The 15,821-nt window shown below is 39.2% G+C and carries 13 protein-coding genes; 3 read left to right on the forward strand and 10 right to left on the reverse strand.

Translation table 11 applies throughout. From position 1 onward, the window contains the following. Positions 1-98 precede the first annotated feature (98 nt). The 5 genes from truA to asd all read right to left on the reverse strand — a co-directional run bounded on the left by truA (position 99) and on the right by asd (position 5,880). A complete protein-coding gene (gene truA, locus ACTJJH_RS07235; protein ID WP_017385691.1) occupies positions 99-896 on the reverse strand; it encodes a tRNA pseudouridine(38-40) synthase TruA in 798 nt (265 codons plus the stop codon). 20 nt (positions 897-916) lie between these two features. Beyond that, entirely contained in the window at positions 917-1,882 is a 966-nt protein-coding gene (locus ACTJJH_RS07240) for an asparaginase (protein WP_262729017.1), read from the reverse strand. 58 nt (positions 1,883-1,940) lie between these two features. Then, positions 1,941-3,203, reverse strand: a complete 1,263-nt coding sequence (locus ACTJJH_RS07245; RefSeq protein WP_276124013.1) for a hypothetical protein — start codon at positions 3,201-3,203, stop codon at positions 1,941-1,943. A gap of 60 nt (positions 3,204-3,263) precedes the next feature. Beyond that, entirely contained in the window at positions 3,264-4,613 is a 1,350-nt protein-coding gene (locus tag ACTJJH_RS07250; RefSeq protein ID WP_440600937.1) for a type IV pilus assembly protein FimV, read from the reverse strand. A gap of 148 nt (positions 4,614-4,761) precedes the next feature. Next, on the reverse strand, positions 4,762-5,880 hold the full coding sequence (asd, locus tag ACTJJH_RS07255) for an aspartate-semialdehyde dehydrogenase (RefSeq protein WP_069036468.1): 1,119 nt from the start codon (positions 5,878-5,880) through the stop codon (positions 4,762-4,764). 187 nt (positions 5,881-6,067) lie between these two features. Here asd and ACTJJH_RS07260 point away from each other — a divergent pair, with 187 nt between their 5' ends. Beyond that, complete coding sequence (locus ACTJJH_RS07260; RefSeq protein ID WP_440600938.1) at positions 6,068-7,177, forward strand: endonuclease/exonuclease/phosphatase family protein; 1,110 nt, start codon at positions 6,068-6,070, stop codon at positions 7,175-7,177. Between the two features lie 687 nt (positions 7,178-7,864). Further along, positions 7,865-9,151 carry a glutamate/aspartate:proton symporter GltP gene (gene gltP / locus ACTJJH_RS07265; RefSeq protein ID WP_002114864.1) on the forward strand — a complete coding sequence of 429 codons (1,287 nt, stop codon included), beginning with the start codon at positions 7,865-7,867 and terminating at the stop codon, positions 9,149-9,151. Between the two features lie 55 nt (positions 9,152-9,206). On the opposite strand, the gene ACTJJH_RS07270 is transcribed toward gltP, so the two are convergent. From ACTJJH_RS07270 to ACTJJH_RS07285, 4 genes are all read right to left on the reverse strand, one after another. After that, complete coding sequence (locus ACTJJH_RS07270) at positions 9,207-10,307, reverse strand: glycosyltransferase family 4 protein (protein WP_440600939.1); 1,101 nt, start codon at positions 10,305-10,307, stop codon at positions 9,207-9,209. A gap of 265 nt (positions 10,308-10,572) precedes the next feature. Then, entirely contained in the window at positions 10,573-11,508 is a 936-nt protein-coding gene (lpxL, locus tag ACTJJH_RS07275; RefSeq protein ID WP_320124103.1) for an LpxL/LpxP family Kdo(2)-lipid IV(A) lauroyl/palmitoleoyl acyltransferase, read from the reverse strand. Between the two features lie 110 nt (positions 11,509-11,618). Then, positions 11,619-12,251, reverse strand: coding sequence for a LysE family translocator (locus tag ACTJJH_RS07280; protein WP_032054347.1), 633 nt, complete (start codon positions 12,249-12,251; stop codon positions 11,619-11,621). Positions 12,252-12,473: 222 nt separating this feature from the next. Then, a complete protein-coding gene (locus tag ACTJJH_RS07285; RefSeq protein ID WP_440600940.1) occupies positions 12,474-14,384 on the reverse strand; it encodes an ATP-binding cassette domain-containing protein in 1,911 nt (636 codons plus the stop codon). Between the two features lie 32 nt (positions 14,385-14,416). On the opposite strand from ACTJJH_RS07285, the gene ACTJJH_RS07290 reads away from it, so the two are divergent. Further along, complete coding sequence (locus tag ACTJJH_RS07290) at positions 14,417-14,662, forward strand: SlyX family protein (RefSeq protein ID WP_002115104.1); 246 nt, start codon at positions 14,417-14,419, stop codon at positions 14,660-14,662. A 54-nt stretch (positions 14,663-14,716) separates the two neighbouring features. Here the strand turns inward: ACTJJH_RS07290 and ACTJJH_RS07295 are convergent, their stop codons facing one another. After that, entirely contained in the window at positions 14,717-15,727 is a 1,011-nt protein-coding gene (locus tag ACTJJH_RS07295) for a zinc-binding alcohol dehydrogenase family protein (protein WP_086393938.1), read from the reverse strand. Between the last annotated feature and the right edge of the window lie 94 nt (positions 15,728-15,821).

Raw genomic sequence — 15,821 nt, forward strand, 5'->3', positions numbered from 1 at the left:
ATCGCAAAAACATATAATTATATATTTAGGGCAGGTTGCGTATGACTTTGTCGCGTATCTTATTTAATGCTTAATTTTGATACTGAGTTTTAAATATTTTAATCTGGTAAGTTTAGCCAATGTGGCCCAAGTGGTGGCTGCGGCAAATCAAACTGCTCAGGATAATTACACTGAATAAAATAAAGGCCATCGGGTGGGGCGGTTACCCCAGCTGCCTTACGATCCTGCGCTGCAAACATTGCATCGATATGATCAATTTCATACATACCTTGACCAATTTCGAGTAAGCAACCGACAATATTACGCACCATATGGTGTAAAAAACCATCTGCTTGAATATCTAAAACTAAATAGCGTCCATGTTCAAATAAACGGCAATGTTTTACATGTCGAACAGGCTGGTTTGATTGGCATGCTGCTGCGCGGAAAGTTTCAAAGTTATGCGTTCCTTCGAACTTACTAGCAGCTTTAATCATCTTTTGTACGTCTAGCTTTTGGTAAATGTGCGTAACTTGCTTGTGTAATAGTGCTGGGCGATGCGGTGCGTTATAGATGATATAGCGGTAACGTCGAGCAGTCGCTTTAAAGCGGGCATGAAAATTTTCATCCATCAGTTTAATCCACTGAATGGAAATATCTTTAGGTAGTTGACTATTTGCCCCTCTTAACCACCCCGTTTCTGGACGAATAGCATTCGTGTCGAAGTGCGCCACCATATTCGTTGCATGTACTCCCGCATCAGTACGACCCGCACCGTGAAGTGCAATGGGCTCATCTGCAATTTTACTCAGTACACGCTCGATCGTTTCCTGAACGCTGGCAACGCCTGGCTGTTGTGTTTGCCAACCTCGGTATTGAACTCCGCTAAATTCAATACCGACTGCATAACGTTGCATAGCTTCACCTCTATTTAATGCTAATTTTCATTCCAATGGCTGAGCCATTGTTCTGGGGTTGGGTATTTTAAATAGATTTGAAGGGCTTTTGCATAGAGATCTGCATGGCTATGAGCATCACTGATGACAATTTTTGCAGTTTTGGTCCAGGCACTAATCGCATAACGTTGATCAATACCACCGAATGTCACCTGAGTGGTAAGAATTGGAACACAGCCACGTGCGTAAAGCTCATCTAATGTTGCGAGTAATTCTTGGTTTACTGCAATATTGCCAGTACCAAAACCTTGTAACACTAAAAAGTGTGGTGGGGCTGAAAGTAAGTGACGTAATTGTTGTACTAAGTGCTGTGTCGCAATGGGTTGCATCATCCAGTTTAAAATCTGGAAGGAAGCAGCTCGTTCAATTTGGGCATCTTGTACGATCAATTCATTTTGCTGAGGCGTAAACTCAGCTTCACTACTTAACCCTGAAAATGCATCGAGTTCAGTCGTATGCGTTTTTAATGCAGTTTGCGCATGGAATACTTGATGGTGGAATGCGAGATAAGCACCCACAGGTAAAGCAATCACTTGTTCTAATGCAAGATATAAGTTTTCAATTGCATCAGTAAATTCACGGGTGTTATCGCCTTGAATATTGAGTAATGGGTATTGGCTACCAGTAATCACAATATGACAGCTTTGGCCCAAAAAGCGGGCTAGGGTCGCAGCCGCATAACTGAGCGTGTCTGTACCATGAATAACAACGAAATGCTGATAACCTTCAAGTTGTAGTTGTTGTATACGTTGAATCAGGCGTAACCAGTCAGGTGCCGTGCATGCACTGCTATCAACAATATTGGGTGCAGCAAAGCAGTCAACTGTTAAATGTGGGGGAATCACTTTTTCAAGTTGAGGCAAGAATTGCTCATAAGGCATAGGAGCTAGAGGTTCACCAATGCAACCAAAAGTACCACCCATATAAAATAAGGCTATTTTTTTCATATTTTTGCAGGCATAAAAAAGCAGTCATCTCTGACTGCTTATGGTAAATCGAACAGTTCTAAGAAGCTATGCGATTAAGTAAGTTTTTCGCGCGTTGTTGTTGTTCTGTGTTGAATTTTTGCTCATTGCTTGCCAATAAGGCTTGAGCTGCTGGGTAAGCTCCTAACTTGATGTATTGCTCAGCTAGTTTTAAATCAAGTTCATTTTCATCTAACTGTTTTAATTCTGGAAAAGCTTCTACAAGGGGATCTTTAGTTTGATCTGGGGTAGTTTCTTCGCCTACTAGGTCTACAAGGTTTTGAGTTTCAATCTCTGGTGCTGTAACTAATGCAGGCTCGTCTAGCGAAAACTCAAAAGGTGCTATTGAATTCGAGTCTAATGGCGCTTGTTCTACGAGTTGAAGCTCATCTAATGATGAGATCTGTTCATTAGGTTTTACTTCTGGACCTTCATGGGTTAATTCAAGATTAAAATCCAAAGCATTGGTGTTCTCTTGAGCTGCTGGTGCCGCTATTGTCTGGTTTTTTTCCTCAGATTCATGCAGAGGTGCCAAGTCAAAAGAAAACTCTAGGTCAGCTAGCTCATTTGTTTCTTGAGATGGCGATAACTCTGATTTCTGTGTTGGTTGGCTGGTACTTTCGGTAGTCGTGGTTTGGTCAAATGAAAAGTTAAACTCTAAAGGTTCAACTTCAACAGCAGGTTCTTGCTTTACAGGGGTATAGTCTTGCTGCAATTCATCAAAAGAAGTTTCAGAAGAACTTGTTGTTAATTGGTCAAACTGAGCTGTTGCATCAGATGTATTTTTTGGCTCTTGGTATGTTTGAGCTTGAGGAAAATCGATCGCATCTGGTTGTCTTGATGACTCATATTCTTTTTGTCTGGCTTCTGCTTGAATGGCTATTTCATTGAGCGCTAAGCTACGAATATGGCTAATCAGTTGAGTTATTGCAAACTCATCTTTTTGTGCAATATGAATCTCAAGTAGCAATAAATAAAGTTCATGTTGCGTATTATCTTTTTTGAGCGCCTGATTGACTTGAGCTTCAGCGGCTGAGAATTGTTTTTCTTGAATAAGTAGCTGAATCTTCTGACGAACAGCGTCTGGAACAGGACTGCTTTGTGGAGTAGAGGGAATAGATTCTTCAACCACATTTACTTTAGTTTTTTCACGCGAGTTTTTACTTGGTTTAGAGTTCGCTTTTTTATTGGTTTTTCTATTTATTGTTTTAGGGGAATTCGACTCTTGCTTCTGGCTATTTTCGCGTTTTTTTAAAATGACAGCGACCACGAGCAATATGATGAATGGAATCACATATAACATTACTTTCCCCTTAAAAAAATAAATATTTGCAATATAAAGCGAGCTGACTCTGGTTTTAACTTAATGCTTTTGCTTATGAGTCTGTTGCTGTGCTTGTAACTGCTGTTGTAACTCTGCCAAACGTGCATTCAGAAGTTGAATACGTTGGTCTTTTAAACGTAAAGTTTGATTTAGTTTGGTTACATTCCTTTGTAATGTAACGGTTTTTTCTCTTGTTGTCATAACTTTTACTGCTAACTCAGTATTGTTTTGACTTTGTTGTGTGCTCTTTTTAGCACTTCCATGCGTAGTATTTTGACTGTTTTCAGCCACAATACTCATTTCGGCTTGTTGTAAACGGTATTTTGCTTTGCCAGAAGTTGATTTTGCAGTATGTGCGATATCTGTTTTTGACTTGTTTTGCTGAGGTTTAGCAGCAGGAGAGTGAGCTAAGTTAAGTGCGATTCCCTGACGCAAACGATTTACATCACCTTGAATAAAAGCATGTCGGTTTTGTGTTTGAATATCATGCATGACTTTCGCAACAGGTTGTTTTGTTTTTGCTGCAATACGATTAGCAATGCTCCATAAAGACTCATTTCGCTGTACTACATATTTACTTGATGGTGCTGGTCCTTTGTAGGAACTTAACGATTGTTTTTTCGCAGGATTTTGGTTAAGTGCTTTTTGAGGTACAGATTTCTTTTGTGCTGTTAGATTTTTGACCGGAGTTTTTGGTGAATTATTTGTAGGTGTCTTAGCGCTGGTTGGTTTAATTTCTGTCTGATCTGGAGTAGTAGATATTGCAAATTGTTGAGCAACCTGAGTAGAAGGATTTGCACTAAGTGTATTGGATGAATTTGTATTTATAGCTGGAGCTGTTCCAGAGTTAATACTAAGACTGTGTTCACCATTCGAATTATTTGTAGTTGAGGCCGAAGTTGGTGATGCATATCGAGTACTTTCTGGCAGATTTAGAGCAATGTCTTTTTCATTGACAATAAACTGAGGTGACAAAGTACTTTCGTTATTTTCATTCTTTTTTATAGAAGAAGGCTTAATTACGGTTTTGATATGCTGCAAACGTGTGGCAGAACCTTCACTAATTTTTACTACAATATTTAGTTCAGGATCAATCACAGGGCGAGATGAGGTAATCACAATAACCCCTGAGCCTTGACCGTTTTGGCGTGTATAAAAATTAAGATTTCCGGGCGGCTGATGAGTTACGCCTAACGCGCTTAAATCTTCAGGAGTCGCTAGACTGACTTGTAGATTGGCGTTGGGGTCAGCTTGTTGAAAATTCATTTCGGCATATAACAAATCGCCAGGTGCGGACTGAATTTGTATAGGGTCTAATGTAATCGCATAAATAGAAGGCGAAGACATAATGGTGAAAATGGCAATTTTTAATTTGTTATAAACAGTCATCTCAATCCATGACCTAATAAGTCGTAAAGTCATTCAAAATTATACAATAATGAAATGTAAATAAATTGTAAAATTTTCACAAACCAGTTACGAAAAAGCCGATCTAATGTGATCGGCTTTTTATTTTGACTGAATAATTCAAATCAAATTATGAGCTTTTGTATTCAACTAAAATACGTAACATGCGACGTAAAGGCTCAGCAGCACCCCAAAGTAACTGGTCACCGACTGTAAATGCACCTAGATACTCTTTACCCATGTTTAGTTTACGTAGACGACCTACAGGCACAGTTAAAGTACCAGTTACAGCAACAGGTGTAAGGTCAGTCATAGACGCTTCACGAGTGTTTGGTACAACTTTCGCCCATTGGTTTGAAGTACGAATCATGTCTTCAATTTCATCAAGCGGTACATCTTTTTTCAACTTGATTGTAAGTGCTTGTGAGTGGCAACGCATTGCACCAATACGGACACAGTGACCGTCAATAGGAACAATTTGTGAGTTACCCAAGATCTTGTTGGTTTCAACTTGACCTTTCCACTCTTCCTTTGATTGACCACTTTCGAGCTGTTTATCAATATAAGGAATCAATGAGCCAGCTAATGGCACACCAAAGTTAGCAGAAGGGAAACCTTCACCACGTTGTAACTCAGCCACTTGACGATCAATATCCAAAATTGCAGATTTAGGATCATCTAACAATGTTTTAGTATTGTTGTATAAGTAGCCCATACCAGTTAGTAGCTCACGCATGTTTTGTGCGCCAGCGCCTGATGCTGCTTGATAAGTCATAGCAGTCATCCACTCCACCAAATTATTTTGGAAAAGTGAACCTACACCCATCAACATAAGTGATACTGTACAGTTACCACCTACGAAAGTTTTGGTGCCGTTAACCAATCCGTCTTTGATGACGTTAAGGTTTACTGGATCAAGAACGATGATTGCATCATCTGACATACGTAAAGTTGAAGCTGCGTCAATCCAGTAGCCATCCCAACCAGTCGCTTTTAACTGTGGGAAAACTTCAGACGTATAGTCACCACCTTGACAGGTAATAATGACATCCATTTGCTTCAGACTATTAATGTCTGTAGCTTCCATAAGTGCTGGGGCAGTCTTACCACCAAATGAAGGAGCTTCACCACCTGCATTACTGGTAGAGAAATAAAATGGCTCAATATGAGCAAAATCATTCTCTTCAACCATACGTTGCATAAGGACGGAACCGACCATCCCGCGCCAACCGACCAGACCTACTTTCATGTCATTTTGCCTCGGTGCGTTAAAATTGTTAGGGGGAGTTGAGTGTATCAAAAGTGTCCACAACTGCAAGCGTTACAGAAACAAAACACCATGTTTATTGAGTAGAATATCTTGTTTATGTTACATACAAAATTGATAAAGATGACAAAAACTTTAAAAAACAAATCATCTTAAAAGAGAAAATTCAATGATTTATATCGAAGTTCTAGCTGGTCTGGTGATTTGGTTGAGTTTCTGGTCACTTATTCCTCGTGATGAGTGGTGGTTTCGTGGTGCCGACTTCCCTCGGTTGCAGATTCTATTTGTTGGTCTTTTAGCCTTTATAGGAATGCTGTTTTGGCCCACCGAATGGAATCTCTGGCGTGAAGTCGTGCTGGCTGCGCTCATTGCTGCGATTGCCTATCAGCTTAAAATGATTTTGCCCTATACTTTGTTTTGGAAAAAACAGGTTAAACAGGTGAAGACATCTCAATTAGATCCACAAAAGCAGATTTCCTTAATTGTATCGAATGTGCTCACTCCTAATGATAAGTATCATTTATTGCTTGAACAGATCAGGACATTAAAACCAGATTTGCTGCTTACATTGGAAAGCGATACGACATGGGAAAATGCTTTAACAGAGATTGAAAGTGACTATCCTTATCGCGTTCCTGTACCCTTAGATAACCTCTACGGCATGCATTTATATAGCCGTCTACCTTTATCAAATACTGAAGTTAAATTTATTCTCAGTGATGAAATTCCCTCTATTCATACCACTGTGACTTTACGGTCTGGTATGCCAGTTCAACTCTATTGTTTGCATCCTAAGCCCCCTAGTCCAACTGAGGCGAAGGATTCGACTTTACGCGATGCTGAACTTTTAATTGTGGGCGACCAAATTAAAGATCTAGATGAAAGCTGTATTGTGATGGGTGATTTAAACGATGTAGCGTGGTCACGTACTACACGGTTATTTCAACGAATTAGTGGATTACTGGATCCGCGTGTTGGGCGACATTTTATTAATACTTTTCATGCGGACTATCCTTTATTGCGCTGGTCACTTGACCATATCTTTCATAGTAAAGACTTCGGTTTAGTGAAGATGCAGCGTTTATCTCATATCGGATCTGATCATTTTCCTGTCTATGTGGTTTTGCAGACTGGTCGAATATTTGAGCATATTCAAGAGGAACTGGAACAAACTCAAGATGATGAAGAAGAAGCGCAAAGAGCCATCCAAGAAGGAATTGCAAAAGCTGAAGCTGAAGAAAAAGTAGTAACTGATAAAATTGCACAGCCTTATAAATAAAAAGTGATGTAAGCAATATCGTACAAAGATTTGAGTCTAGGGCGAATAGGCAGGGGGTTATAAAAACCTTATTCTACATTCATCGGCACACGGAACCGGGAATGGATAGTCCCAAGTAAGGATACATAACGCTGATATGGAATAGCATCACGGATCAGATGTTGGAACGGAAACGATAAAAATAACTATTAACCTGAAAGCACAACCTCATTTACCCGAGTTTTGCAGGATGCAGAACTCGGGTTGATATTTTTATATATCTTATTAAATTTATTGTAAATCAAATAAATATTTCCAAGATTATCTTATTTTTAAAATCTATTTAATTCGCATTAAGCTTTTATAAATTTTCATATACATCTGCGTAATTTTTAATGAAAAAAGATACAAAATTTTTTTTATCTAAGTTTTTGTTTTTATAGATTATTGATGAATAAATATAGGCTTTGATTTATTTAAAGATAAATTGGGGTTGTTTAATTAATAAATCTCAATAGAATGTGCCGATCGTTGACATGTTGGATCGTCAACAGGCATTGTTTTTTACTTCGCCGGATCGGCGGGTTGTGATTTGTTTGTACATTTAAATTTCTGTTTGGAAATTACTGTACATGTTGAGGTTTCACTCTTAGTTAGTGTTCTTCTCCCTCTCATATTTGATACTTTGCGGTGCATAAGGATTGTCTTATGAAGAATTTTAAATTTAGCCTTGCTTGGCAAATTTTAATTGCTTTAATCCTAGGGATAGTTGTCGGGGCTGTTTTACATAACCAGCCTGAAATCAAAGACAGTATTGTGAATAATGTTCTTACCCCACTTGGTAAGATCTTTATTAGCCTGATTAAAATGATTGTTATTCCAATCGTTTTCTCTACCTTGATTTTAGGTATTGCAGGTGTTGGCAGTACGAAAAGTTTAGGGCGACTTGGTTTTAAAACCATTCTCTATTTTGAAATTATTACGACTATTGCTATTTTGGTTGGTTTGGTTGCGGCAAATATTTTCCAACCAGGTGCTGGTGTAGATAAAGCGATGTTAGTGACGACTGATATTTCGCAATATCAGCATACAGCTCAAGAAGTTGGTTCTCAGTCACATGGATTGGTACAGACAATTTTGTCCATGATTCCAACCAATATTGTTAACTCTATGGCACACGGTGAAATGTTGCCTGTGATTTTCTTTGCTGTGTTGTTTGGTATTGGTCTGTCTTCATTGCCAGCAACTACTAAAGACCCATTGTTAAATGTGTTTCATGCAGTTTCAGAAACGATGTTCCGCGTAACGCACATCATCATGAAATATGCACCTGTGGGTGTGTTTGGTTTAATCGCAGTAACTGTTGCTAACTTCGGTTTTACTTCACTCATTCCATTAGCTAAATTGGTAGTGTTGGTTTATGCCGCTATCTTTTTCTTTGCTTTTGTGGTTTTGGGTATTACCGCAAAAATGTTTGGAATCAACATCTTTATCTTGTTTAAGATTTTAAAAGATGAATTGATTTTAGCATTCTCAACAGCAAGCTCGGAAACAGTTTTACCACGTATTATGCAAAAAATGGAAGCTTACGGTGCGCCAAAAGCAATTTCCAGTTTTGTGATCCCAACAGGTTATTCATTTAACCTCGACGGTTCTACACTTTACCAAAGTATCGCAGCAATCTTTATTGCACAGCTTTATGGTATAGATATGTCAATCGGTCAACAGGTAATCTTGGTTATTACTTTGATGATTACTTCTAAAGGTATTGCTGGTGTTCCTGGCGTATCATTTGTTGTCCTATTAGCAACTTTACATACTGTTGGTATCCCGCTTGAAGGCTTAGCATTTATTGCTGGTGTTGACCGTATTATGGATATGGCTCGTACTGCTTTGAACGTTGTTGGTAACGCACTTGCTGTACTTGTAATCAGTAAATGGGAAAAACAATACGACTCTGAAAAAGCTGCTGCTTATGAAGCAACATTTAAATAAGATGGCTTTCTTTTAGTTGTAAAAAACCCGCGAATATTGCGGGTTTTTTATTGGGTTATTTCAAAACGCGTTGGTATAGTTCTAGTGTTTGATCACACATATCTTTTAAGCTAAACATAGTGACAGGAGCAACGATTTGAGGTTGTTCAATATGATTTTTTACAGTCTCGATTAAGGCTTTTTCATTTTCTGCTTCAACAAGACCTTGTGGGTATACATTCGATAAAATCTCGGCAACACCGCCACGGTTCCAGCCAATGACTGGTGTACCCACTGAAAGCGCTTCTAAGGCTGTTCTACCGAATGTTTCTGCTTGATTGGATAGAGAGAGCACAATATCGCTAAAAGCGAGCCATTCCCGAATATCTGAGCGATGTCCTACGAAGGTAATTTTATCTGTGAGTCCTTTGCTTTGAATGGTACTTTGTAATTCACTTAAGTAGGCTTGCTTTTTGGCATCAGCACCGCCGACAACAACCACATGTAGCTGAGGATATTGCGTCTGAAGTTGATGCATCAGTTCAATTAAACTTTCATGCCCCTTTAAGCGTGTAATACGACCAGGTAAGCAAAGTAAAAACTTATTTTCAAGCTCAGGAAAGTCATTAAAAACTTGGTTAAACCACTGTGCTGAGGGCTGGTAATTATGTGGAAAAGCGGCAGGGTCAATGCCTCGATAAATTCGCACAATATCTTGCGGTGGACATTTTTTATAATGGTCAGTGATGTATTTAACCACGCTGTCAGAAACAGCAATTACTTTTTCAGCTTGAGTCATAATCGCACTATAACGATTAACCGAATAGAAACCATGTACTGTGCTAATGAGGTGAGGGCGTTTGTTTGCTGGTATTTTTCTTAAGGCAAAGTGAGTAAGCCAAGCTGGTACACGAGAGCGCACATGAACAATATCGGGTTGATGCTGTTCAATCAGCTGACGTAGAGGACGGATTTGCCACAAGCTTGAAAGTGATTTTTTATGAATAGGCAGCGTTAAGTGAGTAGAGCCCTCAGCTTCAAGTTGAGATACTAGCCGTCCACCGTTTGAAACAACTAGAGATTGATGGCCCTGTGTAACAAGTGCGCGTGCAATTTCTAGTGTGCCGCGTTCTACGCCACCGCTATTAAGTTCTGGGAGAAGTTGCATCACTTTCATTGTTTTTTGCCTTATACATTCATAAAAGATGGACCATCCATAGATACATCATTTCAAACTAAATCATTATCCGGAATTTACTATCGTGCTAGCGACATGGATGTCGCTGTTTCGCTGTGTTACAAGGAAGTAACATCAGCGGAACAAAGGATTTTTGCTTACTTTTTATCCTTAAAAAGTAAGGTCTGCCTATTCGATAGTATTTGAATTTCACTTTAAATTAAGGCTGTGTCTGTCATCAATTTAAAATTATCACAGCTTTATCTTAATAGATCTCTTCATATCCCTCAGGACGTGTCTTAAATCGACGATGGAACCACATATATTGAGTTGGTGCGATACGAAGCTGATTTTCAATAATCTTATTAACACGTGTTGCATCATCAACTTCATCTTCACTTGGCATATTTTCGACCGCCGGTTCAATCAAGATATGATATTTAGGGTCTTGTACATCACCGTGACGATAAAAATATAAAGGAACTGCGACTGCCTTCGAGATTTTTAATAAACGTCGGTGAGCAGTTACTGTAGCAGCTGGCACACCAAAAAATGGTGCCATAACGCCTTGCTTGAGTCCGAAGTCTTGATCAGGGCTATACCAAATTGCATCACCATCTTTAAGATGACGGATTAAACCACGCATATCATCATGATCGATTTGCGCTTTATAAATGGTGTCACGGCAACGATATATCAGCATATCGAGTAATGGATTATTTTGAGGTCGATAGACAACATCTGGCTCGAAATATTGAGCACAAACATAGCCACCCGCATCAAGAAGCGTACTATGAGTACCTAATAATAAAACGCCTTTGCCCTGAGCTTGAGCATTGGTAATGTGTTCTAAGCCTTCAATGGTGACACGGTTTTTAAACCAGTAAGGCTTATACCATGCGTTTAATGTCTCAAAAATACCAAGCATCATATCGACAAAAACTTGCTTAGCTTGTTGCTGTACTTTTTCGGCTGACCATTCAGGAAAGCAAACTTCTAAATTACGAATAGTCGTTTTTCGGCGAGATTTTAAATATTTCCAAGCCAGATTTGCTAAGCCATGAGCCAGACGCCACTGAATTGCCCACGGCAAAATAGCCAAAAGCATTAAAAAAACAATGGCAATCCAAATACCCCAATATTTAGGTAATAAAAAGGACCATTGAAATTCACCGGGCGTATAAGTCTGCTTTTGGCTCATAACGATATAAAGAATTCAAAATTAAAACTGGCAAAAGTGTATCACGAACTGAATTTATCGTCGTAATACACTGTTGAATTGAGCGGTTAAGATGAGGAAGTAAAACGCGGTTATCGGCGATTTTCTAAAAGAATACGAACTGCAAGTCCAGCTAGCACTGTTCCCATAAGCCAGCGTTGTATATTTGCCCAAAGAGGTTTCTGTTGAAGAAAAAGGGCAATGCTACCCGCAGAAAGCACAATCAGCGCATTTACCGAGACGCTAACAAAAATTTGAATAGTACCGAGCTGAATGGATTGCCATAAAATACTGCCTTGTTGTGGGTGAATAAACTGTGGCAATAACGATAAATACATAATCGCAATTTTAGGATTAAGTAGATTTGTAGCAAAACCCATTAAAAATAGTTTAGCTGGGGAGTCTACCGATAATTGTTTTACATCAAAAATTGGGGATGCATTGGGACGTAGTGCTTTCCATGCCAGCCAGAGTAAATAAATTGCTCCTGCAATACGAATGGTGTCGTAAGCATAAGGAACTGCAACAATAAGCGCTGTAATCCCGAAAGAAGCGCAAAGCATATAAAATACGAAGCCAACGCCAACACCAGCGAGTGAAATAAATCCCGCCGTTTTTCCTTGGCAAATTGAACGAGAAATAAGGTAAATCATGTTTGGGCCAGGGGTAAGCACCATCGCCAAGCAGATTAATCCGAATGCTAAAATTTGAGAAAGATCTAGCATGAAAAATACTCGAATATTATTATATTGGTAGATATAACATAATTATTTTTATAAGTCTTATATTCAATTAGAGTGACATTTTGAAGTATTAATGCTGACTAAACTTAATCACTCATCAAGTGTTTTTTATAGATTTTTGTGCTTTTAAAATTTAAATAACAAAAAAGCCCCCTTAATTTAAGGAGGCTTTTTTGTTATTTAAATTGTAGGAAAGAACACAAATTAATTTCCTTTGCTCATTTGTTCAAGTTCATCCCAGCGTTCTAATTTTTCAAGTAATACCTCTTCAATTTCTGCGAGACGCTGACTTGCTTTAGTTGCTTCATCGGCATTACTGACAAACCATGAACCATCTGCCAGCTTGTCAGAAAGTTCTCCTTGTTCAACTTCCAGTTTCTCGATTTCAGCAGGAAGTTGTTCAAGTTCACGTTGGTCTTTATAGCTCAGTTTGACCTTTTTAATGTTACTTTGTGCAGCGGCTTTTTCAGCTTCGGCTTTTGCCTGAGCTTTTTTAACATCAGACTTTTGGTCTACGACTTTATCATCTGGACGTTGCAGCAAATAGTCTTGGTAGCCACCAATGTACTCTGCAATATTGCCTTTACCATCAAAGACCCAAGTCGATGTTACGACATTGTCCATAAATGCACGGTCATGCGAAATGAGTAATAGGGTACCTTTATATTCAGAAAGCATCTCTTCAAGTAGCTCAAGAGTCACCATATCCAAGTCATTGGTTGGTTCGTCCATCACAATTAGATTCGACGGTTTAAGCAGTAATTTAGCAAGCAAAATACGGTTGCGCTCACCGCCAGAAAGGGCTTTTACTGGTGTACGTGCACGTTCAGGTGAAAACAAGAAATCTTGTAAATAGCTATAGATATGACGGCGGTTACCATTTACATCAACAAAGTCAGAACCTTCTGAAACGTTTGCCATCACTGTCTTTTCAAGGTCTAAGGCATTACGTAATTGATCAAAATAGGCTACTTCTAACTGTGTACCAGTCTTAACAGAACCACCGTGCTTGATTTCACCTAAAATGGCTTTAATTAAAGTCGTTTTACCGACACCGTTATCACCGACTAGACCAATACGGTCGCCACGCATGACAAGCGTAGAGAAGTCTTTGATAAGCGGTTTATCATCATAAGATACGCTTAAGTGCTCGATATCAAATACTAATTTACCAGAGCGATTTGCTTCTTGAGTCGCCATGCTCACTTTGCCCTGTTGTGAACGGCGAGCTTTCGATTCTTCACGTAAAGCTTTTAAGGCGCGCACACGGCCTTCGTTACGCGTACGACGAGCTTTAATCCCTTGGCGAATCCAAGCCTCTTCTTCAGCTAATTTTTTATCAAATAAAGCATTTTGTTTCTCTTCTGCTTCCATCTGCTGAGCTTTAAGCTCTAAATAGCGTGAATAGTTGCCTTCGTAGCCGCGTAAAATGCCGCGATCAAGTTCAACAATTCGAGTCGCAATGCTGTCTACAAAAGAACGGTCATGCGAAATAAATAGAAGCGTTAAATTATTTTGATCGAGTAAGAATTTTTCTAGCCACTCAATACTTTCAACATCTAGATGGTTGGTCGGTTCGTCTAGAAGTAATACGTCTGGTTGTGTTAAAAGAGCACGAGCGAGTAAAACACGGCGTTTACGTCCACCTGAAAGATCTGCCAAATCTGCATTTGGATCGAGTCCCATTTTACTTAACAGGGCATTGACCTTGTTTTCGAGGGCCCAGCCGTCGAGTTGGTCGAGCTTATGCTGTAGGTTGCCCATACGGTCACAAGCTTCCATATCTCCCAGCATACAAGCATCAGTTGCTTCATGATAAGCTCTGAGTACTTCGGCAGCTTCTCCTGCACCATCAGCCACAATGTCAGCAACCTTACCTGAATCCATTGGAACATCTTGGGCTAACATTGAAACAGTTAAACCATTTTGAATAGAAACTTCACCAGAATCCGGTAATAGGCTTCCCTCGATCAGTTTAAGTAAAGTAGACTTACCTTCACCATTACGCCCAATTAAACAGACTCGTTCGCCACGTTCTAGATTAAAGTTCGCGCCATCGAGCAGGGCAGGTCCGCCAAAAGCAAGTTGGACATCCCTTAGGGTAATATAGGCCATAATGTTTTCCAGAATCTCAAATGAGGATTTAAATGACTAAACCACCATATCATGATGATCAAGCGTCATTTTCCGCACCCATTGAAGATTTGCAAGTGCGAATTACATTTTTGGATGATTTAGTTGAACAATTAAATCAACAACTCGCTATTCAAACTCAAGAAATAGCTGATTTGAAAAAACAAATGCAATTTCTTTATCAACGTGTGGAATCGTCGGATTTGTCAGAAGGTATTGCCCCTTTTGATCCATTAACGAATAAACCTCCTCACTATTAATAAAAAGGCAAGTTCGATACTTGCCTTTTTATTTGGGAATATTTTCAATTTTGTTTAAAAACCTTGTAAGACGATCTTACCTTTTGTTGTGCCACTTTCAATTTGCTGATGAACTCGTTTTAAATTTTCAGCATTAATTGGACTTATAACTTCTGTCACAGTTGTTTTGATTTTTCCTTCATCAACCAGCTTGCTGACTTCATTTAATAGTTCACTTTGTTTTGCCATATCTTCGGTCTGGAACATTGAACGTGTAAACATAAATTCCCAATGCACAGATACAGACTTGGTTTTAAACGGTTTGATATCTAACTGTTCAGGATCATCAATGAGTCCAAAACGGCCTTGCGGTGCAATCAACTCTACAATATCTGCTAAATGCTGATCTGTTTGAGTAGTTGAGAACACATATAAAGGTGCAGTTAAACCTAATTGCTTGATTTGGGCTGCTAAAGGTTGACGATGATCTAACACATAATCTGCTCCAAGTTGCTTAACCCAGTCTTGAGTTTCTGCTCGTGAAGCTGTTGCAATAATTGTTAGGTTAGTCAGCTGTTTAAGAAGTTGAATGGTGATTGAACCTACACCGCCAGCTCCACCAATCACTAATATTGTTGTGTTTTCTGGCGCTTTCTTTGGAACTTGTAGACGATCAAATAACATCTCCCAAGCCGTGATTGCAGTTAAAGGAAGAGCTGCAGCCTCGGTTGCTTCTAAAGTTTTTGGTTTATGGCCAACGATGCGTTCATCAACGAGTTGTAATTCGCGATTACTACCTTGACGATTAAGAGCACCTGCATACCAAACGATATCGCCAATCTTAAATTGAGTAACTTTATCTCCAATCGCTTCAACGATACCTACTGCGTCCCAGCCAAGCGTTTTCCACTGATTATTCTCAGGGTTTACATTCTTTCGAATTTTAGTATCTACCGGATTTACTGAGACAGCTTGTACACGAACAAGTAAATCGTGTCCTTCAGCAATAGGTGCATCGAGTTCAATATCAACGAGTGCTTCTGGCGATGTAATGGGACCAGCTTTTTGATATGCCACAGCTTTCATAATTATCATTCCTCTTGTTGAGAGTTTGATCATAACGTAAGCTTAAAATAAGTGACTACAGACAAATAACGCTCATAGTGTCAAAAAGGATACT

This window comes from Acinetobacter sp. 22301, assembly GCF_052045285.1.
In the GTDB taxonomy this organism is placed as follows: Bacteria; Pseudomonadota; Gammaproteobacteria; order Pseudomonadales; family Moraxellaceae; genus Acinetobacter; species Acinetobacter pittii.